The 18,934-nt window shown below is 62.9% G+C and carries 19 protein-coding genes; 11 read left to right on the top strand and 8 right to left on the bottom strand.

Features of this window, described 5'->3' with window-relative positions:
- Positions 1 to 34 precede the first annotated feature (34 nt).
- The gene (locus tag VOI21_RS02910) at positions 35 to 613 is read left to right on the top strand and encodes a DUF1285 domain-containing protein (protein WP_323767506.1); all 579 of its coding nucleotides are present in this window, start codon (positions 35 to 37) and stop codon (positions 611 to 613) included.
- 56 nt (positions 614 to 669) lie between these two features.
- Here the strand turns inward: VOI21_RS02910 and VOI21_RS02905 are convergent, their stop codons facing one another.
- The gene (locus VOI21_RS02905; RefSeq protein ID WP_323767505.1) at positions 670 to 1,485 is read right to left on the bottom strand and encodes a sulfotransferase family protein; all 816 of its coding nucleotides are present in this window, start codon (positions 1,483 to 1,485) and stop codon (positions 670 to 672) included.
- A gap of 130 nt (positions 1,486 to 1,615) precedes the next feature.
- Here VOI21_RS02905 and VOI21_RS02900 point away from each other — a divergent pair, with 130 nt between their 5' ends.
- Both VOI21_RS02900 and VOI21_RS02895 read left to right on the top strand, forming a co-directional pair.
- Positions 1,616 to 3,190, top strand: coding sequence for a DUF5928 domain-containing protein (locus VOI21_RS02900; protein ID WP_323767504.1), 1,575 nt, complete (start codon positions 1,616 to 1,618; stop codon positions 3,188 to 3,190).
- A 115-nt stretch (positions 3,191 to 3,305) separates the two neighbouring features.
- Positions 3,306 to 3,674 (top strand): HIT domain-containing protein, encoded by a 369-nt coding sequence (locus tag VOI21_RS02895; RefSeq protein WP_323768414.1) that lies wholly within the window; start codon positions 3,306 to 3,308, stop codon positions 3,672 to 3,674.
- Between the two features lie 167 nt (positions 3,675 to 3,841).
- Here the strand turns inward: VOI21_RS02895 and VOI21_RS02890 are convergent, their stop codons facing one another.
- Positions 3,842 to 4,780, bottom strand: coding sequence for an ABC transporter ATP-binding protein (locus VOI21_RS02890; RefSeq protein ID WP_323767503.1), 939 nt, complete (start codon positions 4,778 to 4,780; stop codon positions 3,842 to 3,844).
- Between the two features lie 64 nt (positions 4,781 to 4,844).
- On the opposite strand from VOI21_RS02890, the gene VOI21_RS02885 reads away from it, so the two are divergent.
- From VOI21_RS02885 to polA, 5 genes are all read left to right on the top strand, one after another.
- Positions 4,845 to 5,024: a zinc-finger domain-containing protein gene (locus VOI21_RS02885; protein WP_323767502.1), complete on the top strand. Its 180-nt coding sequence runs from the start codon at positions 4,845 to 4,847 to the stop codon at positions 5,022 to 5,024.
- Positions 5,025 to 5,136: 112 nt separating this feature from the next.
- Complete coding sequence (locus VOI21_RS02880) at positions 5,137 to 6,048, top strand: pirin family protein (protein ID WP_323767501.1); 912 nt, start codon at positions 5,137 to 5,139, stop codon at positions 6,046 to 6,048.
- A 178-nt stretch (positions 6,049 to 6,226) separates the two neighbouring features.
- Positions 6,227 to 6,922: a PAQR family membrane homeostasis protein TrhA gene (gene trhA / locus VOI21_RS02875; protein ID WP_323767500.1), complete on the top strand. Its 696-nt coding sequence runs from the start codon at positions 6,227 to 6,229 to the stop codon at positions 6,920 to 6,922.
- A 90-nt stretch (positions 6,923 to 7,012) separates the two neighbouring features.
- The gene (locus tag VOI21_RS02870) at positions 7,013 to 7,474 is read left to right on the top strand and encodes a DUF1203 domain-containing protein (protein WP_323767499.1); all 462 of its coding nucleotides are present in this window, start codon (positions 7,013 to 7,015) and stop codon (positions 7,472 to 7,474) included.
- A gap of 91 nt (positions 7,475 to 7,565) precedes the next feature.
- Positions 7,566 to 10,373 (top strand): DNA polymerase I, encoded by a 2,808-nt coding sequence (gene polA, locus VOI21_RS02865; protein WP_323767498.1) that lies wholly within the window; start codon positions 7,566 to 7,568, stop codon positions 10,371 to 10,373.
- A 36-nt stretch (positions 10,374 to 10,409) separates the two neighbouring features.
- Here polA and VOI21_RS02860 read toward each other — a convergent pair whose 3' ends face one another.
- The 5 genes from VOI21_RS02860 to VOI21_RS02840 form a co-directional block, all read right to left on the bottom strand.
- The gene (locus VOI21_RS02860; protein WP_323767497.1) at positions 10,410 to 11,618 is read right to left on the bottom strand and encodes a S8 family peptidase; all 1,209 of its coding nucleotides are present in this window, start codon (positions 11,616 to 11,618) and stop codon (positions 10,410 to 10,412) included.
- 227 nt (positions 11,619 to 11,845) lie between these two features.
- Entirely contained in the window at positions 11,846 to 13,033 is a 1,188-nt protein-coding gene (locus VOI21_RS02855) for a S8 family serine peptidase (RefSeq protein ID WP_323767495.1), read from the bottom strand.
- A gap of 146 nt (positions 13,034 to 13,179) precedes the next feature.
- Positions 13,180 to 14,169 (bottom strand): adenosine kinase, encoded by a 990-nt coding sequence (locus tag VOI21_RS02850; RefSeq protein WP_323767493.1) that lies wholly within the window; start codon positions 14,167 to 14,169, stop codon positions 13,180 to 13,182.
- On the bottom strand, positions 14,166 to 14,810 hold the full coding sequence (nth, locus tag VOI21_RS02845) for an endonuclease III (RefSeq protein ID WP_323767490.1): 645 nt from the start codon (positions 14,808 to 14,810) through the stop codon (positions 14,166 to 14,168). The genes VOI21_RS02850 and nth overlap by 4 nt, the downstream gene beginning before the upstream one ends.
- A gap of 234 nt (positions 14,811 to 15,044) precedes the next feature.
- Positions 15,045 to 15,869, bottom strand: a complete 825-nt coding sequence (locus VOI21_RS02840) for a Hint domain-containing protein (RefSeq protein WP_323767488.1) — start codon at positions 15,867 to 15,869, stop codon at positions 15,045 to 15,047.
- Positions 15,870 to 16,148: 279 nt separating this feature from the next.
- Between VOI21_RS02840 and VOI21_RS02835 the strand changes: the two genes are divergently transcribed.
- From VOI21_RS02835 to VOI21_RS02825, 3 genes are all read left to right on the top strand, one after another.
- The gene (locus VOI21_RS02835; protein ID WP_323767486.1) at positions 16,149 to 16,991 is read left to right on the top strand and encodes a methylated-DNA--[protein]-cysteine S-methyltransferase; all 843 of its coding nucleotides are present in this window, start codon (positions 16,149 to 16,151) and stop codon (positions 16,989 to 16,991) included.
- Positions 16,992 to 17,166: 175 nt separating this feature from the next.
- Positions 17,167 to 17,835, top strand: a complete 669-nt coding sequence (locus VOI21_RS02830; RefSeq protein WP_323767484.1) for an OmpA family protein — start codon at positions 17,167 to 17,169, stop codon at positions 17,833 to 17,835.
- Between the two features lie 113 nt (positions 17,836 to 17,948).
- On the top strand, positions 17,949 to 18,500 hold the full coding sequence (locus tag VOI21_RS02825; RefSeq protein WP_323767482.1) for an NADPH-dependent FMN reductase: 552 nt from the start codon (positions 17,949 to 17,951) through the stop codon (positions 18,498 to 18,500).
- A 7-nt stretch (positions 18,501 to 18,507) separates the two neighbouring features.
- On the opposite strand, the gene VOI21_RS02820 is transcribed toward VOI21_RS02825, so the two are convergent.
- Entirely contained in the window at positions 18,508 to 18,906 is a 399-nt protein-coding gene (locus VOI21_RS02820) for a VOC family protein (RefSeq protein WP_323767480.1), read from the bottom strand.
- Positions 18,907 to 18,934: the final 28 nt, after the last annotated feature.

Here is an 18,934-nt window from a genome sequence, read left to right as displayed (position 1 = left end):
GTATGTATCTACTGCGAGGAGAATGGCAAAAACTATGAGTGGACAAAATCTCGTGACCCCATCGGCAGAGGGCCTTGCAGCCTCCGCGCGCGCAGCCGGAAAAGGCAAGGGACTGCCGCCCGTTCACAAGTGGAATCCGCCCTTTTGCGGCGATCTGGACATGCGGATCGCCCGCGATGGCACCTGGTTCTACCTTGGCACGCCAATCGGCAGATTCGGGCTGGTGCGACTTTTCTCATCGATCCTGCGCAAGGATGGCGACGATTATTTTCTGGTCACGCCGGTCGAAAAGGTCGGAATTACCGTCGAGGACGCGCCTTTTGTCGCCGTGGATTTCGAAGCAGAGGGGACAGGTGAGTCGCAAATTCTGACATTCGAGACCCATGTCGGCGACTTTGCCGCCGCTGGTCCGGATCATCCGATCCGGGTAGTGCGCGATCCTGAGACAGGGGAGCCGTCGCCCTATGTGCTGGTCCGGGCCAATCTGGAGGCGCTGATCGACCGCAAGAGCTTTTACCGGCTGGTCGAGCGCGGCGCGCATCATGACGGATGGTTCGGGGTCTGGTCGGGCGGACAGTTCTTTCCGATCATCCCGTCCGCTGAGTTGGACTGACAGTCGGGCAGGAGGTCCCGGATCAGGTCCGGGACGGCGGCGCGCGGCCCGAAGGGTCAGTCGCCCAGCTTGGCGTGAACCTCGTCCAAGTCGATCTCTCCGACGGGCATCTTGTTGCCGGGATTGTCGAAATCGTATTTGAACAGGTCGAAATCGCGCCCGTACATTTCCTTGATCAGATGCATCGACATGTCGTCGAAGTAATCTTCGACCGGATGTGCGCGTTTCGGCCCGTGTCCTTCGGATTCGTTGAATCGGGGGATCACCGACAGGTCGACAGGATGCCGCGTCTGGATATTGTCCAGCACCTGCTGCATCCCCTCGTCAAAGGCCTCTGTCCAGACGATCTTGTTGTAGCGGCCGCCGTTGACGATGAAGGTGCCGACATGGCCGGACATGCCGGACCAATGAATGTCTGGCTCCATCGGGCGGCGCCAGCGGACAGTGTCGCGGGCGAACAGCAGGAACCGACGAAAACTGCGAATCTGGTCAAATTCGAAATCCGGGGCGTCGCCCACCTCGATCCCGTATTTCTGGATCAACAGCGGGACAAGGTTGCCGCGATAGCGTTTGCCGTTGCGCTGGATGCCGCAGATCTTGTCGAAAAAACTGGACAGGACGCGGGTGTATGGGTTGCGCACGCAGGTAAACGCATAGGCAGAGCGCGTCTTGACGTTGGCGCTGATGATCGGCTGGCTGGGCTCCAGCGCCCATTTGTGCAGGCCCTGTTGGGCGTCATGAATGTCGCCGTCGAAAAACGATCCGTGGTCGGAATAATAGAGAATCTGCCCGATCGTTGAACAGGCACATTTCGGCACCACACGGTACACAACGCTTTCACTCTCGGTCATCCAGGTGCCGGGAAATCCCATTTATACTACCCTTTTGGCCCCCGCTGCCGGTGAGACGGGGAAAAATTCCCGGCAAAGCAGGTTTATTCAACAGGTCTTCATCACTATCAACATAAACAATCGGGCTAAATTGGGGCGATTGATCACAACAATGGCAAAAATTGCCTTCATCCTGCTATGCCACAAGGATCCTGACGCCATCATCAAGCAGGCGCAGAGCCTGACCGCCGTGGGCGACTATATTTCGATCCATTTCGATGCCCGCTCTGGGTCAGAGGGATTTGGCCGCATCCGCAGCGCGCTGAAGGACAACCCAAATGTGGTCTTTGCCAAGCGGATCAAATGCGGCTGGGGCGAATGGAGCCTTGTGCAGGCGACCCTGAGCGCGGTCGAGGCGGCGGCGGATGCCTTTCCGCGCGCCACGCATTTCTACATGATGTCGGGCGATTGCATGGCGATCAAATCGGCGGAATACGCGCACAGTTTTCTGGACCGACGCGAATGCGACTATGTCGAGAGCTTCGATTACTTCAACTCGGATTGGATCAAGACTGGCTGGCGCGAAGAGCGGCTGGTGTATCGCCACTGGTTCAACGAGCGCACACAGAAGCGCCGGTTTTACGCAATGTTCGAGGCGCAGAAACGGCTGGGCCTGACGCGCGAGATCCCCGACGACATCGAGGTCATGGTGGGCAGCCAGTGGTGGTGCCTGCGCCGCCGCACCATCGAGGCGATTCTGGATTTTGTGAAAAAGCGCCGCGATGTTGTGCGGTTCTTCGCCTCTACATGGATTCCCGATGAGACGTTTTTCCAGACGCTGGTGCGCCATCTGGTCCCCGGCCCGGAGATCGAAAGCCGAACACTGACCTTTCTGCTGTTCACCGACTACGGGATGCCGGTGAATTTCTACAACGATCACTACGACCTTCTGCTGAGCCAAGACTATCTTTTTGCACGTAAGATCAGCCCGGAAGCCTCCGAATTGCGCCGCCGTCTGGGGGTGCTCTATGCCGCTGAAAAAGCGCAGTTCCGCATTTCGAACGAAGGGCGGTCCTTGTTCAGCTTTCTGACGGAACGTGGCCGGACCGGGCGGCGGTTCTCGCCGCGTTTCTGGGAGACCGAAAGCTCGCTGGGGCGCGAGCGTGAGTTGCTGATCGTGATCTGCAAGAAATGGCACGTCGCAAAGCGCCTGACCGATCGCATCCGGCAGATGACCAATATCCCGTGCATCGAATACCTGTTCAATGAGGACAGTTGCCCCTTGCCTGATCTGGGCGGCATTCAGTCGACCATGGGCAAACGCCATCGCCACCGGCGCGCGCTGATGCGGATGCTGTACGACTATTATGAAAGCGACAGGCTGGTGATCTGTCTGGACCCCGGCAGCCTTGACCTGCTGGAGGACTTTGCCCGCGATCGGGCACAAAGCCGGATGCTGGAAATCGAATGCCATTTCTCGGACGATTACCTTATCGGGCACGCGATGCGGTCCGGGCTTGCGGGGGACCGCACTCCGGCGGACACGCTGGCGCGATTGTTGCCGACGGTGCGCAACGACCTGCTGCATGAAAGTGACCGCATCCGGGACGCCAAGTTCGACAACCACTCCAGCCTGCGCGAGACCGACCCGCGCGAGGCCCATGCGCTGGCGGTCGAACACTTCCTGTCCGTGCCTGCCGCCGTGGCTCAGGACATCGTGTCGCTCGATCATCTGTTTGCCGACTGAAAGACAGGTCGCCGCCCACGATTCGGGTGGCGTTTCGCGCTGCAAAGGCTATGCCACGGGCGAAGCCCGCCCCGACGAGAGGGGCGTGGCGCAGAACAGCTCGGAGCGGTGCGGCATGGCCTATACCTACGACCCAAAGAACATCTTTGCGAAAATCCTGACCGGGGACATTCCCAACAAGACAGTGCTGGAGACCGAGCATACGCTGGCGTTTCGCGATATCTATCCGCAGGCTCCGGTGCATGTACTGGTGATCCCCAAGGGGGCTTACGTCTGCTACGATCATTTTGCGCAAGAGGCCTCGGACGCCGAAATCCTCGATTTCACCCGCACTGTCGGTGAGGTCTGCAAGATGGAGGGGCTGGAGGCGGACGGGTTTCGTCTGATCGCCAATGCAGGCGTGAACGGCGTTCAGGAAGTGCCGCACATGCATGTGCATATCCTGTCGGGCCGTCCGTTGGGCCGGATGCTGGAAAAAGCGTAATCCCATAGAGCGCCTTGCGGCGCGCAGGGTGACTTACCCTGCGGCCTCTGGCCTGCGGGTTCGGGGGAGTAGAGAGGCGATGCCCCACTGGGTGGGGTGCGCCGCCGGTTGGCCGGATATTGGAGTATTTGACCCAAGAAGAAACCCGATTGGTCGGTGTTTCGCCATCAGGCGGCGGTGCTGCGGGTCAGCGCGAGAAAGACATCCTCCAGATCCGGTTCCTCTGTGCGCAGATCGCGGATGCGGATGCCGGCTGCCTGCACGGCGGCAAGCACGTCTTCGGCGCTTGTCCTCGTCGAGCGGTAGGTCAGCGCGAGGCTGCCGTCAGGGCGGGTCGTGGTTTCGATCCCCGGGGCGTCGGGCAGAGTGACCGGGGTGGCGTCAGGCTGGATCACCATGGTGCGCGCATCAAGGCGGCCCAGCAGGTTCGCCGTGCTGTCCTGCGCCACCTTTTCGCCGTGGTTGATGATAGCGATCTCATCGCACATCTCTTCGGCCTCTTCGAGGTAGTGGGTGGTCAGGATGATGGTCATGCCGCGTTCGCGGTTGAGTTTGCGGACGTTCTGCCACAGCATCTGGCGCAGCTCGATATCGACCCCGGCGGTGGGTTCGTCCAGCACCAGCACTTGGGGACTGTGCACCAGCGCCTTGGCCAGCAGCAGACGTCGGCGCATCCCGCCCGACAGCGTGCGGGCATAGGCATTTGCCTTGTCGGTCAGGCCGACCATCTCAAGGATCTCGTCCGAGCGGCGCTGTGCCTTGGGCACACCGTAGAGACCGGCCTGCACCTCCAGCGCGTTGCGCGGGCTGAAGAACGGGTCGAGGTTCAGTTCCTGCGGCATGACGCCGATGGCGGCGCGGCTTTGCCGTGGATTGCGGTCCTGATCCCAGCCCCAGATGTCCACCTTGCCGCCTGTCTTGATTACCAGCCCTGCGAGGATGTTGATAAGTGTCGACTTGCCCGCGCCATTGGGGCCGAGCAGGCCAAAGACCGATCCGGCAGGCACGGTCAGATCGATCCCCTTCAGCGCCTGCTTGCCGCCTGCATAGGTTTTGGTCAGCCCCTCGATGCGGATTGCTGCGTCGCCCTGTCTGCTGTCCAACATCTTGCCCCCTTTAGCTGCATTGGTCATAAGGCAGATAGGCCAGAGCATCTCGAAAGGGAACCAGATGACGACCCAAGCGCCCGAGACGAAGATTGTCGAGAGCTATCGCATTGCCTGTGATGGTGGCGACGGCGCCCTTGGGCATCCGCGGGTCTGGTTGCAGATCCCGCATGAGGCCGGCTTTGTCGAATGCCCCTATTGCGACGCGAAATACGTTCACACGGATTTCGAAGGCAAGGTCTGACCGACCTCGCTTGGCGAAAATGTGACGGCGCGCACCATGGCTGTGCGGCGATGGCGCTTGGGCGGGGCGCTGTGACGCTCTATCTTTTGGCAAACGTGAACAGGAGTTTGCCATGACGTTTCGACCAGTCAGATCACAGTCGCACGCGCAGCCCACGATGGAGGGGGCCGGCGTGCATTTGCACCGCGTCTTTGGCTTTGGCGATCCGGGCGAGACCGATCCTTTCCTGATGATGGATGATTTCCGCAACGACGACCCGGCGCAATATGCGCGGGGGTTTCCGTGGCATCCGCATCGCGGGATCGAGACGATCACCTATGTCCTTGAGGGCGAGGTTAGCCACGGAGATTCGCTGGGCAATGAGGGCGTGCTGGGGGCCGGGTCGGTGCAGTGGATGACTGCCGGGTCGGGCATCCTGCATCAGGAGATGCCGCGCGGGAATGCCGCCGGGCAGATGCATGGCTTTCAGCTTTGGGCGAATTTGCCCTCCTCGCTGAAGATGACCGGCCCGCGTTATCAGGACATTCAGGGCGCGGATATTCCGGTGATCGTGGACGATGACGGCACGCGGGTAAAGATCATCACCGGCGCGTTCTGGGGCAAGCGTGGCCCGGTGGACGGGATCGCAGCCGATCCGTTGTATCTGGACGTGTCTGTGCCGCCGGGGGTGACCAAGGTGCTGCCGGTGGACACGCGGGCCAATGCCTTTGCCTATGTCTTTGCCGGGGCCGGGCGCTTTGCCGAGGCATCGGACCCGATGGGGGTGCGCGTCGAGAAGGAGTTTGGCGGGCAGGAGGTGAACATCCGTGACCTTTCGGGCAACCGGACGCTGGTGAAATTCGGCAACGGGGATGAGGTCAAGGTGACCGCCGGACCAGAGGGGGTGCGGTTCCTGCTGGTGGCGGGGCGGCCCATTCAGGAGCCTGTCGCATGGCACGGGCCGATCGTGATGAACACCCAGGCAGAGCTGATGCAGGCGATGAAGGACCTGCGCAACGGCACCTTTATAAAGCCCGCGCATTAGGGCTGTCCACGTGTGGACAGCTTTGCGTGATATAAAAATCAAGGGGTTACAGAGACGGTTTTACCTCTCTGTAACCTTTTAACCCGCATCCGGCCCCCCTGTGTGCGCGCGGTCACGACTTGCTTACCGTTTCGTGCCAAGCTGTTGAAATGACAGCCCGCTGCTATACCCTGATGATATGAGCGATCAAGGTCACACACCGCCGGTACCCATCACCGCCCCGCCGCGCGATTACAGCGCGGCGGAACTGACCAGCGACATGATCGTGCATCTGGCCGCGCTGGTGCTGGCGCTGGGCGCGGTGCCGGTGCTGATCACCCTGACGGCGGTCTGGCGCGGCGATGCCGCCGGGATTGTCGGCGTGTCGATCTACGGCGCGACGCTGATCGTGATGCTGACCGCCTCCTTGCTGTACAATCACGTCGGGCGACCGCATCTGTCGGACCTGTTCCGCCGGATCGACATGTCGGCCATCCACCTGAAAATCGCCGGCACCTATACGCCTTTTGCGCTGCTGACCGGCACCAGTTGGGGCCTGCTGACGGCAATCTGGGGGGCGGCGGCAGGCGCGGCGGCGGTCACGCTGCTGAACCGGCGGCTGCCCACCGGGGTGGCGGTGGCCATGTGCCTTGCCTCCGGCTGGGCCGTGGTGATCGGGGGGCGCGACCTGATGGGGGCGCTGCCGCTGTCGGTGATCGTTCTGATGGTGGTTGGTGGGGTGCTGTACTCTGCCGGGACGCCGTTTCTGCTGGCCTCGCGTCTACGGTTTCATAACACGATCTGGCATTCCATGGTGGTGGCCGCCTCTATCGTCTTTTTCGTCGCGGTGTTTTTGTGTGCTGCCATGCCGGGCGTTGTGGTGGCGTCGGGTTAATCCCCCGTCCGCCATTGCGCAGGAACCGGATCGCCCAGGCCGGGTCGCTTCCGCCAAGATCACAGCAGTTTCCATGAACGGAGAGATGCTGTGACCATTGCCAGAGGACTGACCAAATCTGAGGCTTTCGCCTATCGCGGCGGCGCGCCGGATGCCTATGGAAACGCGCCGGAACGGCTGGTGTCGGACGGCGTGGGGTTTCCCTGTCGCTGCTGCCTGCGCTACGTCCCCGCGGGGCAAGAGGTGTTGCTGGTCGCGCATCGCCCTTTTGATGCGTTGCACCCCTATGCCGAAACCGGCCCGATTTTTCTGTGTGCGCAGGAGTGCGCCCCTGATGACGATGCCCTGCCAGAGGTGCTGTGCAAGGCCCCGGACTATTTGCTCAAAGGCTATGATGCGGCGCAGCGGATCGTTTACGGCTCTGGCAAGGTGGTGCCGCAGGGCGATCTTGGCGGCTATGCCGAAACGCTGTTGGCGCAGAAGGGAATCGCCTTTGTCGATGTTCGGTCGGCGCGCAACAATTGCTGGATTGCGCGGATCACGACGGGCTGATCCCGCTGCCCGGTCTTGCGCAAAAGGACAACTGGCAAGATGATCCTGTTCATGGCAAACCGCTGCGAAACGGGAAGAAGGTGGGACAGTTATGGCGGACACATTCGGCAAGGGATGCCACCTGCATCTGATCGACGGATCGGCCTATATCTTTCGCGCCTTCCACGCGCTGCCGCCGCTGACACGCAAATCCGACGGGCTGCCCATCGGGGCGGTTTCGGGATTTTGCAACATGCTGCACCGCTATGTCGAGGGCAACACCGGCCCGGATGCGCCGACCCATGTGGCTGTTATCTTTGACAAAGGCAGCCATACCTTTCGCAACGACATGTACGATTTGTACAAGGCCAACCGTGAGGCGATGCCCGAGGATCTGCGCCCGCAGATCCCGCTGACGCGCCGCGCGACAGAGGCGTTCAACATCGCCTGCAAGGAAATCGAGGGCTTTGAGGCCGACGACATCATGGCGACGCTGGCGGTTCAGGCGCGTGAGGCCGGTGGGCGGGTGACGATCCTGTCGTCGGACAAGGATCTGATGCAGCTTGTGGGCGACGGCGTGGAAATGCTCGACCCGATGAAGAACAAGCGCATCGACCGCGAAGGGGTGATGGAGAAGTTCGGCGTTGGCCCGGAACGGGTGGTCGACGTGCAGGCGCTGGCCGGGGATTCGGTCGACAACGTGCCGGGCGCGCCGGGGATCGGGATCAAGACGGCGGCCTTGCTGATCAACGAGTTCGGCTCCCTTGAAGAGTTGCTGGACCGCGCCGAAGAGATCAAGCAGCCCAAGCGCCGCCAGACCCTGATCGAAAAGCGCGCGCAGATTGAGCTGTCGAAAAAGCTGGTGCAACTGGATGAGGGCATGGAGTTGCCCTTTACGCTGGACGACCTAGAGGTGCGTGACCCGGTGGCGGAGGACTTGTTGGGGTTCCTGTCAGAGATGGAGTTCCGCACCCTGACCAAACGGATTGCCGATGGTCTGGGCGTGGATGCGCCGGTGATGCCCGACACCACGCCAGAGGGGGCAAATCCCCGCACTGAGGACCCGGATTGGCCCGCCATCGACCCTGACCGCTATGAGACGGTCGCTGATCTGGCGGCTTTGCAAAAGTGGATTGACCGCGCCAATGAACGCGGCACCGTGGCGTTCGACACCGAAACGACGGGCCTGAATGAGATGACCTGCGATCTGGTGGGGCTTTCGCTGTGCGTCGATCCGGGGCACGCCTGTTACATCCCGCTGATCCACCGGGCCGAGTCCGGTGAGGGGCTGTTCGGCTCTGACGCGCTGGCCGAGGGGCAGATTCCGCTGGATCAGGCCTTGGCCGCGCTGAAGCCGCTGCTGGAAGACCCAGCGGTGATGAAGATCGGCCAGAACATGAAGTACGATGCCAAGGTCATGGCGCGGTACGGGGTTCAGATTGCGCCGATAGATGACACGATGCTGATGTCCTACGCGATGAATTCGGGCCTGCACAATCACGGGATGGACGCGCTGGCGGAACGCTATCTGTCGCATACGCCGATCCCGATCAAGGAGATCATCGGCACCGGGAAGAGCCAGATCACCTTTGACAAGGTGCCGATCGACAAGGCGACGCGCTATGCCGCCGAGGATGCGGATGTGACCCTGCGGCTGGCGCGGGTGTTCAAGCCGCAACTGCATGTGGCCCGCGTGACGCGGGTATATGAGGGGCTGGAACGTCCGCTGGTGCCGGTGCTGGCGCAGATGGAGATGACCGGCATCAAGGTGGACCGCGACGTGCTGAACAGCATGTCCAACGCCTTTGCGCAGAAGATGGTGCAGCTTGAGGAAGAGGTTCACGAGCTGGCGGGGGAAAAGTTCAACGTCGGCTCGCCCGCGCAACTGGGGGAGATCCTGTTCGACAAGATGAGCCTTGAGGGCGGCAAGCGCGGCAAGAACGGCAAGTATTCCACCGGCGCGGATATCCTGGAGGATCTGGCGACGGAGCATGAACTGCCGCGCCGGGTGCTGGACTGGCGGCAGTTGTCCAAGCTGAAATCGACCTACACCGACGCCTTGCAGGAGCATATCAACCCGGACACCGGGCGGGTGCATACGTCTTATGTTCAGACCGGTGCGAACACCGGGCGTCTGGCGTCGACCGATCCGAACTTGCAGAACATTCCGGTGCGGTCTGAGGAGGGGCGGCGCATCCGGACGGCGTTTATCGCGCCCGAGGGGCATGTGCTGGTGTCGCTGGACTATAGCCAGATCGAGTTGCGGATTCTGGCGCAGATGGCCGATATCGACGCATTGAAACAGGCGTTCCGCGAGGGGCAGGACATTCACGCGATGACCGCGTCGGAGATGTTCAACGTGCCTTTGGATGAGATGACCCCGGATATCCGGCGGCAGGCCAAGGCGATCAACTTTGGTGTGATTTACGGGATTTCCGGCTTTGGTCTGGCGCGGAACCTGCGGATTCCGCGGGCCGAGGCGCAGGGGTTCATTGATCGGTACTTTGAACGGTTCCCCGGTATCCGCGCCTACATGGATGCCACGGTGGAATTCGCCAAAGAACACAAGCGGGTAGAGACTCTGTTCGGGCGGCAGATCCACACGCCCGAGATTGCCGCCAAGGGGCCGCGTGCAGGCTTTGCCAAGCGCGCGGCGATCAACGCGCCGATCCAAGGGACGGCGGCGGATATCATCCGGCGCGCGATGATCCGGATGCCCGACGCCATCAAAGGGCTGCCCGCCAAGATGCTGTTGCAGGTCCACGACGAACTGCTGTTCGAGGTCGAGGAAGGCGCGGTGGATGACCTGATCGGCGTCGCGCGCGGGATCATGGAGAACGCCTGTGAGCCGGTGCTGAAACTGGATGTGCCTCTGGTGGTGGACGCCGGGCAGGGCGCAAACTGGGCCGAGGCGCACTGACGTGTCGGCCCGGCTCACCGGGCCGACAGCAGCCGTTCAGAACATGCTGGCCGAGGGGGCCTGCACCAGCCCGTGACCCCGGTCCAGCGGATCGGTTCCCGGGTTCAGCGGGGCCGTCACGGCGCTGGCGCGCAACCGCGCCTTTACCCCGTCAGAGGTGGCAGGCAGGGGCGCGGCGTTCAGCGCCTCCCACCAGAGCGCGGTCACACCGGCCACATGCGGGCAGGCCATCGAGGTGCCATTGAGCGCCCGCAACCCGCCGCCGGACCGGGCAGACACGATGTTGACGCCCGGCGCGGCAAGCACCGGATTGGTGTTCGAGAAATTCGCCACCGTCAGCCCGCCTGCGCCCTCACCCAAGGCCCCGACGGAAAACACGTCGAAGGCGGCGGCAGGAATGGAGGCGCTGACCTCAAAGTTCGGGTCGATCTGGCGACGGCTTTCGTTGCCCGAGGCGGCGCAGACCACCGTTCCGCCGTCAAAGGCCGCCTGCGCGCGGAACATGTCCATCAGCGCGTCGAACATGCGCAGGTTCATCCGGTAGGCCTCTAGCGCGATGGAGGTTGCCAGCAGCGGCGGGAAACCGTCCTGTTGCAGGCGTTCCCCCAACCCGGGGAAGTCGAAGCCAAGCGACATCGAAATCACCTTGGCATTCTCATCCGCGCACCAGCGCAGCGCCTGAAACAGCATTTCCGAACTGCCGGACCCGTCGTTGCCCAGCACCTTGCCGATCAGCGCATCGGTGACGCCGCGCGCCACGCCGATCCGGGTGCCGTCCACGTCGCGGCCAAAGATGGTGCCCGCGCAATGGGTGCCGTGGCCGTGGCCGTCATGGATACCATCACCGGAAAAGTCGTTTGTGTTTAGCGTGACCCCCGCGAAGGCGGGGTGCGCCTCATCTATGCCGGTGTCCAGCACGGCGACACGCACGCCGCTGCCGGTGGCATTGGTGGCCTCTGCGCCCACTGCGGTGATGCCCCATGTTGGGGTGGCGTCGGCGGCCCCGGCCTCTGGTTCCACCAACTTGGTCGGCATACTGCGCGCGATCACCCGGATCGACGGATCACGGGCGGCATCACGCAGATCGCGGGGGGCCAACTCTTCGGTGTCCAGTTGCGGTGCTGGTGGCACGTCAGAGCGCGGTGCGTCCAAAGACAGGGGCGACAGGCCCCGGGTGGTCACGCTGGCCATGGGACCGGTGCGAAACACGTCGTTTCTGTCCCGCAGAATTATGAATTTTGACATTGAAATGCTCCTGAAAATTGCGGTGCCAACACGCACCGCAAGTTCAAGAATACACCTTTTGAGAGATTATTTATATAGGTTAGCAACCTCTGGATGTTTATGCCCAGCCCCGTATTTTGATCAAGATATGGCAATGTTCCGGGTCGTTCGGACAAATAACCTATGTTTCGCAACACTTTACGCGGTTTGGATGGTCGCAGACCTGCTGGATGGCTCCGAACCGATCTTTAGTCCAGCTTGCCCATCGGTGCCTGCACCAGACCGCGTCCGCAATCGATGTAGGAGGCGCGCGGGCTGAGGGGGGCGTGGGTGGCGGTGCGGATCAGCTTGGCCGCCAGCGTCTGCGCGGTCACCGCCGTGTTGTCCTTGCGCATCTGTTCGACCCAGAGCGCGGCAATCCCAACCGCATGGGCCATCGCCATCGAGGTGCCGTTCAGCGTGCGCAGCCCACCGCCCAGACCGGCGGAAATGATGCCGACACCGGGGGCCACCAGCGCGGCCCCGGCATTGGTGAACGGGGCGGGGGTCAGCCCGTCCTCATCGGGTCCGCAGGCCCCGATCGCCAACACGCCCGCAGCCGAGGCCGGGGCAGAGGGGCCGGTTTCAAATTCCGGGGCGATGGTGCGCAGACAGTCGTTGCCAACCGCCCCCAGCAACAGGGGCACCTGACCTTTGCCAATCATCTGCAACAGCATCTCGCAGATCCGCAGGTTGCCGCGATAGGCATGTACGGCGGCCATCGTCGCCTGCGCGGCGGGGTAGCCTTCGCCGATCAGTGCCTCGATCTGTGCGGGCGTGTCGAACGCCAGCGCAAAGCCGATGATGTCGGCCTTGCCGCGCAGCGCCCATAGCACCGCGCGCAGGAAATCCTCGGATCGCCCGTGGCCGTTGTCGGCCAGTGCCTTGCCGACCAGCAGATCGGTTACGCCGCGCGCCACCCCGATCCGCGTGCCACCCAGATCACGCCCCAGAACCGTGGCGGAGATATGGGTGCCATGGCCATTGGCATCCGCGATGCCGGTGCCGGCAAAATCGCGCGCCTTGACGGAGACTCCGGCAAAGGCGGGGTGGCGGGCCTCGATGCCGGTATCGAGAAGGGCGATCCGCACACCCGCGCCGCTGACCGGCGTGTCGTCCGCCCCCGTCGCGCGCAAGCCCCAGCCGGGCACCGCATCGGCGGCGCGCAGTTCGTCCATCGGTTCGGGGGCGATCAATCGGGTCGGCATCGTCGGTTGGATGGTCAACAGCGTGCGGTCACCGGCGGCCTCGCGCAGATCTTGGGGGGACAGGTCGGCGACCTCAATATGCGGCCGGGCGGCGGCATTCGGGTCCTCGGGCGCGATGCCGCTGGCCAGCGGCACAGAGGGGCGGCGCCAGTTTCCGGCCTTGTCGCGCAGAAGGATGTAACGCGTCATGAACCGCTCCGAACCGACCACCGCACCTTGCAAGGCTAGCGCCGAGGCGGTGGGATCGGAACGGGGACAGCGTGAATGCGCCGTGAAATCGCCATGAAAACAAGGTGAAAACCGACCGCCTGCGCGGCGGTCGGCGGTGCGTGGCCTCAGATCAGGCCCTGAGCGCGGAACAGATCCTGCAGGTTTGCCTCTGGGCGCGGGCCCATGTGGCTGATGACCTCACGCGCCGCAACGCTGCCCATGCGGGCGGCTTTTTCCATGTCCGCGCCGGTGATGAGACCGTATAGGAATCCAGCGGCGAACTGGTCGCCCGCGCCGGTGGCGTCCACCGGCACGATCTTTTCGACGCTGACGTCGGCGCGCGTGCCCTCATGCAGGACGGACACGCCGTCACCGGACCGGGTGCAGACCACCAGCGGGCAGATCGCGCCCACGGCGCGCAGATCGGTTTCCAGATCGTCATTCTGGTAGAGCGAGCGAATTTCGGCCTCATTGCCGATGACAAAGTCCATCTCATTCTCGATCAGGGTGAGAAAGTCGGCGCGGTGCCGTTCGACGCAGAACGGGTCAGAGATCGCGATGCCGGGCTTGCCACCCGCCGCCTTGCAGGCGCGCGCGGCCTTCAGAAACGCCTCTTTGCCCTTGTCCTTGTCGAAGAGATAGCCCTCAAGGAACAGGATTTCCGCCTCACCTGCCACGTCTTCGGACACGTCGTCGGTGCCCAGTTCGGCGGAAATCCCGAGGTAGGTGTTCATCGAGCGTTCGCCGTCGGGCGAGACAAAGATCATGCTGCGCGAGGTGGGCAGTTCGCCGCCCGCCACCGGCGGGTTGACGAAATCGGTGCCGTCCTCGGCCATTGCGTCGGCATAGAAGCGGCCAAGCGCGTCGTCATGCACCCGGCCGATAAAGGCGGTGCGCAGGCCAAGGTTGCCGATCCCGGCAAGGGTGTTGGCGACAGAGCCGCCCGGCGCCTCGATCCGGCCTTCCATCGCGCCGTACAGGGTTTCCGCCCGGTCGCGTTCGACCAGTTGCATGATGCCTTTTTGAATGCCCATGTGGTCGAGGAAGGTATCCTCGGAACGGGTCAGAACGTCGACGATGGCGTTGCCGATACCGACAACCTGATATTTTTTCATGTTGTCTTTTCCTCGAAGGGGCAGAGATCGTTAATGATGCAGGCCTTGCACTTGGGTTTGCGCGCCACGCAGATATAGCGGCCGTGCAGGATCAGCCAGTGATGGGCGTGCTGCTGGAAATCGACCGGGATGTTGTCCTCTATCGCGCGTTCCACGGCGACGACATCCTTGCCCGGGCAGATGCCGGTGCGGTTGCCGATGCGAAAGATATGGGTGTCGACGGCCTGCGCCGGATAGTGCCACCACATGTTCAGCACGACATTTGCGGTTTTGCGCCCCACGCCGGGCAGGCCTTCCAGCGCGGCGCGGGAGTTGGGCACCTCACCGCCGTAGTCGTCCACAAGGATGCGCGCCATCTTGATGACGTTCTTGGCCTTGTTGCGGAACAGGCCAATGGTCTTGATGTGTTCGGTCACGCCCTCTTCGCCGAGGGCCAGCATTTTGGCGGGCGTATCGGCGATCTGGAACAGCTTTTCGGTGGCCTTGTTCACGCCCGCATCGGTCGCTTGCGCAGACAGGGCGACGGCCACCACCAGCGTATAGGCGTTGGTGTGGTTCAACTCGCCCTTCGGTTCCGGCTCGGACTCCTGAAAGCGCGTAAAGATCTGTCGGATCGTATGATAGTCAAGCTGCTTGGCCATGCGCCCCCTATGCCCGCAACGCCCATTTGCTGCAAGTCACGAGGCCTTCCAATCCGCGAGGCATTTTATCGCCGCGCGGTGTCGAGGATGAATTGGCATGGCCCGGAGTGAGGTCCGTCAGAGCGGACGGGGACCGCGCCTGCCCGGACGGCAAGCGGACTTCTCGCTGCGTTCCGAAAGCAGAACCCCCGGCGCGGGCGGCGCCGGGGGCTGATGCGTGGGTTTGCGACAGGCTCAGACGGCGTCGTCCAGCGTCTCTTCGGTGATCCCCAACCGCAGGCGCAGCGCCGGAGGCAGTTGGCGCTTGGCGGAGATCCGGGGCAGGTCCATTTCCGGGATGATCCGCTCTGTTCCGTAGGTCTCCAGGTATGCGCTATGGTTGTCGTATTTCGACCGGCCCAACACATCGCAGAAGCTTTCCGAGGCTGCGCCTTCGGCCAGCAGCGCCTCATGGCGCTCTGTCTCGACGTGGTAAACGGTGATCAGGTCGCCCATGTCCGAACGCGGCACAAAGCTGATCGTGCCGCCGTTGACCAGCGCACTGGCATTGACCAAGGCCCCGTCCAGCACCACTGCATGGTCGCCGGTCAGCACCAGATCGCGTTTCGGCAGGCCGTGGCCAAGCGCACCTGCGCTGATCCGCACCATGGTCAGGCTGCGCGCGAAACGGTGGTCGATGGTTTGTTTGCCCAGCCAGCGGACCGGTTCCAGACGGCCATCCGCCGTGCGCACCAGGTCGCCGGGGGCCAAGTCCTGCACCTCGGTCTCGCCGTGCTCTGTTGCGATGCGGGTGCCTGCGGAAAAGCAGTAGGTATACGTCGTCTCGACAAGATCCGGGTTAAAGTCGAAAGACGCCGGGAAGGTCGGTGTGGACAGATAGGTCGGAACCACGACGAGGATATTGCTGGCATCGGTAACCGGGTATGAGCCTGCCCCCGTGATCACAGGGTAGAGCACGCCACCGATATCAATCTGGCCGATGTAATGGTTGCCACCGCCTGTGACATCTTCGCCGACTTCGAAATCGTCATCGTTGTCGGCACCGGTGAATGGCCCCAACGCACCGACGTCATTGCTACCGTCGCCGATGACAGCATTGAAATTTCAGCCGCCGCTGGCAAAAGCGTCGTACTCTTTCCCCATAGTGATGCTTAAGGACATGCAGAGACCCTTTTCTCTATGACAGTTTTTATTTTTCTAAAAAGCAGGGTTTCAGGTGTCAAACATAGTTAACAGTCCGTTGTCGTCCCATCTTTGGTGTTGCTTTTGCGCATTTGCGCAACATTCGGATCGCATGCGATAATCGACAGGGCTAGTTTTCGGGCAAGGAGACGCACAATGCCCAAAGACGACGATCAGAGCTATCACTACCAGGTCATGGGCCGCGCCATCGAGGTTGTCGACCGGCTGGGCCCGCAGGCCACGTTGGAGCAGATCGCCGCAGAAATGGGCATGAGTGCTGCGCATTTTCAGCGTCTGTTTTCGCAGTGGGCCGGGGTCTCTCCCAAGCGGTATCAGCAATATCTGACGCTGGGCCACGCCAAGGCGCTGCTGGCCAGTCGGTTCACAACGTTGGAGACCGCGCTTGCCACCGGGCTGTCGGGCGGCGGGCGGCTGCACGACCTGTTTGTGCGCTGGGAGGCGATGAGCCCCGGCGATTATGCCCGCGCGGGGGAGGGCCAGACAATCTATTGGGGCTGGTTCGACAGCCCCTTTGGTCTGGCGCTGGTCATGGGCACCGACAAGGGCCTGTGCGGGATCGGCTTTTGCGCGGAAACCACCGAAGAGGCGGCGATGCAGGATCTGGTGAGCCGCTGGCCCAAGGCAGAGTTCGTCGAGGCTCCGGACCGGTTGCGCCCGTGGGTGCAGGCCGCCTTTGGCGTCAAGGCAGAGGGGCCGGTGCCGCTGTACATGATCGGCGCGCCGTTCCAGATCAAGGTTTGGGAGGCGTTGATGCAGATCCCGTCGGGCCATGTCACCACCTATTCGGAGATCGCGCAGGCCATCGACCATCCCAAGGCAGTGCGTGCCGTGGGCACGGCGGTGGGCCGCAACCCGATCAGCTACCTGATCCCCTGCCACCGGGCGCTGCGCAAATCGGGCGGGCTGGGGGGCTATCACTGGGGGATTCCGGTCAAGCGGGCGATCCTTGCATGGGAAGCCGCGCGGCTGGAGGCCTGAGGGGTCAGGCGCTGTAAACCGGAGGTGTTTGACGCCTGCCGCCGAGCCTCCGTGAGGTCATGCGCGGAGCTTTGCCGATTTTCCCCATGACAAGGCTGGGCGTTTGGCGGATGTTATTGCATATCGGCAGTGAAAGACCCCAATCAACTGGGGCAAACATCAAAAGAGGCTCATCATGATCCGGGCGAAATCCCCCATTCTTCTTTCCGTCGTGGCCGTTGTCGGGCTTAGCGCCTGCACCACGGGCCCGATGGTCAGCGACAACGACCCGAACAAAAAGGCCAAGCAGGGCGCGTTGATCGGTGCCTTGGGTGGTGCCGTCGCGGGCCGCCTTGCAGGCGGCAGCGATGTCGGTGAGCGCAACCGCGCCACGGTGGCCGGTGCGCTGGTCGGCGCCGCCGCCGGCGCCGCCATCGGCAACCAGCTGGACAAGCAAGAGGCCGAACTGCGCCAGCAGCTGGGCGACAGCGCGACGATCCGCAACACCGGCGACCGCCTGATTGTCACCATGCCGCAGGACATCCTGTTCGCCACCGACAGCGCGCAGTTGCGCTCGACGCTGGTGTCGGATTTGCGTGACGTGGGTCAATCGCTGCTGGCCTATCCGAACACCACTTCGCAGGTAATCGGTCACACCGACAGCGACGGCACGGCGGCCTACAATCAGGACCTGTCGCAGCGTCGCGCGCAGGCGGTGGCCAACGTGCTGCTGTCCGAAGGCGTGCCGCGCAGCCGCGTCTCTGTCATCGGTCGCGGTGAGGACCAGCCGATCGCGTCGAACCTGACCGCCGAGGGCAAGGCCCAGAACCGCCGGGTTGAGATCGTGATCCTGCCCAACGGCTGACCGGGCCGGGCGGGCCTGACCAAAGACCCGCACAGTTTCGCAAATCAAAGCGCCGCGCCTTGCCGCGGCGCTTTTTTATTGTAGGTCGGGGTATAGCAGAACGGAGACAACCGATGAGTGAGATGAACCTGGTGGGCCTGTGCGGGTCGCTGCGTGCCGAGTCGAGCAACCGCAAGCTGATGTTCGAGGCCGCCCGCCTGTTCGCGCCAAAGAGTTTCGCCGAGATCGACCTGCGGTTTCCCCTCTACGATCAGGATTTGCAGGACGCCGAGGGCCTTCCGCCCGCCGTGCAACAGGCCGCCGACCAGATCGCGGCGGCGGATGCGGTGTTGGTGGTGACGCCAGAGTACAACAAGGGCCTTTCGGGGGTTCTGAAAAACGCGCTCGACTGGATTTCACGCACTGAAAACAAGCCGTGGCGGGACAAGCCCGTGGCGCTGATGTCGGCGGCGGCAGGTCGTGCCGGCGGTGAGCGGGCGCAAAACATGGCGCGGCTGTGCCTGAACCCGTTCCGGCCGCGCCTGCTGACAGGCCCCGAGGTCATGTTGGCGCAAAGCCGCAAACGGTTCGATGAGGATGGCCGCCTGAACGACGATCAGGCGCGGGGATTCTTGCAGGAACTGATGGATGAATTGCGCGCCGATGTCCGGCGGATGGCGGGCTGAGCCGCACTCAGACCCGGTTGGAAATCTCGATCAGGGTGCCGTCCGGATCGCGCAGGTAGATCGACAGAATCGGCCCTGTGGCCCCGGTGCGGGCAACCGGGCCTTCCTCAATCCGGATACCCTGTGCGTCCAGATGCGTCTGCCAGACGGCCAGCGGCGTATCGCTGAGAAAACACAGGTCTGCCGATCCGGGGGCGGGGTTTGCGGCCTTGGGGTCAAACTCTTGCCCGGCGACGTGCAGATTGATCTTTTGCATCCCGAAGGTCAGCGCCCAGCGTGTGCTGCCGTCCGCCGGTTTGAACGACGTGGCCCGCATGCCAAGACCCCCCTCGTAGAAGGCCCGTGTCGCGGACAGGTCGGCGACGGTCAGCACCAGATGATCGAGCGACTGGACGGCGGGCGACATGGCTGGAATAACTCGCGCAAATTATAGG

The sequence above is a fragment of the Antarctobacter sp. genome (genome assembly GCF_034670325.1).
In the GTDB taxonomy this organism is placed as follows: Bacteria; Pseudomonadota; Alphaproteobacteria; order Rhodobacterales; family Rhodobacteraceae; genus Antarctobacter.
This window is presented reverse-complemented; position numbering and strand designations above follow the sequence as displayed.

What these genes read in the sequence shown, in the direction of transcription:
- VOI21_RS02910 (WP_323767506.1), top strand. Translation starts at nt 35, where the DNA reads ATGAGTGGACAAAATCTCGTGACCCCATCGGCAGAGGGCCTTGCAGCC.
- VOI21_RS02905 (WP_323767505.1), bottom strand. Translation starts at nt 1,485, where the DNA reads ATGGGATTTCCCGGCACCTGGATGACCGAGAGTGAAAGCGTTGTGTAC.
- VOI21_RS02900 (WP_323767504.1), top strand. Translation starts at nt 1,616, where the DNA reads ATGGCAAAAATTGCCTTCATCCTGCTATGCCACAAGGATCCTGACGCC.
- VOI21_RS02895 (WP_323768414.1), top strand. Translation starts at nt 3,306, where the DNA reads ATGGCCTATACCTACGACCCAAAGAACATCTTTGCGAAAATCCTGACC.
- VOI21_RS02890 (WP_323767503.1), bottom strand. Translation starts at nt 4,780, where the DNA reads ATGTTGGACAGCAGACAGGGCGACGCAGCAATCCGCATCGAGGGGCTG.
- VOI21_RS02885 (WP_323767502.1), top strand. Translation starts at nt 4,845, where the DNA reads ATGACGACCCAAGCGCCCGAGACGAAGATTGTCGAGAGCTATCGCATT.
- VOI21_RS02880 (WP_323767501.1), top strand. Translation starts at nt 5,137, where the DNA reads ATGACGTTTCGACCAGTCAGATCACAGTCGCACGCGCAGCCCACGATG.
- trhA (WP_323767500.1), top strand. Translation starts at nt 6,227, where the DNA reads ATGAGCGATCAAGGTCACACACCGCCGGTACCCATCACCGCCCCGCCG.
- polA (WP_323767498.1), top strand. Translation starts at nt 7,566, where the DNA reads ATGGCGGACACATTCGGCAAGGGATGCCACCTGCATCTGATCGACGGA.
- VOI21_RS02860 (WP_323767497.1), bottom strand. Translation starts at nt 11,618, where the DNA reads ATGTCAAAATTCATAATTCTGCGGGACAGAAACGACGTGTTTCGCACC.
- VOI21_RS02855 (WP_323767495.1), bottom strand. Translation starts at nt 13,033, where the DNA reads ATGACGCGTTACATCCTTCTGCGCGACAAGGCCGGAAACTGGCGCCGC.
- VOI21_RS02850 (WP_323767493.1), bottom strand. Translation starts at nt 14,169, where the DNA reads ATGAAAAAATATCAGGTTGTCGGTATCGGCAACGCCATCGTCGACGTT.
- nth (WP_323767490.1), bottom strand. Translation starts at nt 14,810, where the DNA reads ATGGCCAAGCAGCTTGACTATCATACGATCCGACAGATCTTTACGCGC.
- VOI21_RS02835 (WP_323767486.1), top strand. Translation starts at nt 16,149, where the DNA reads ATGCCCAAAGACGACGATCAGAGCTATCACTACCAGGTCATGGGCCGC.
- VOI21_RS02830 (WP_323767484.1), top strand. Translation starts at nt 17,167, where the DNA reads ATGATCCGGGCGAAATCCCCCATTCTTCTTTCCGTCGTGGCCGTTGTC.
- VOI21_RS02825 (WP_323767482.1), top strand. Translation starts at nt 17,949, where the DNA reads ATGAGTGAGATGAACCTGGTGGGCCTGTGCGGGTCGCTGCGTGCCGAG.
- VOI21_RS02820 (WP_323767480.1), bottom strand. Translation starts at nt 18,906, where the DNA reads ATGTCGCCCGCCGTCCAGTCGCTCGATCATCTGGTGCTGACCGTCGCC.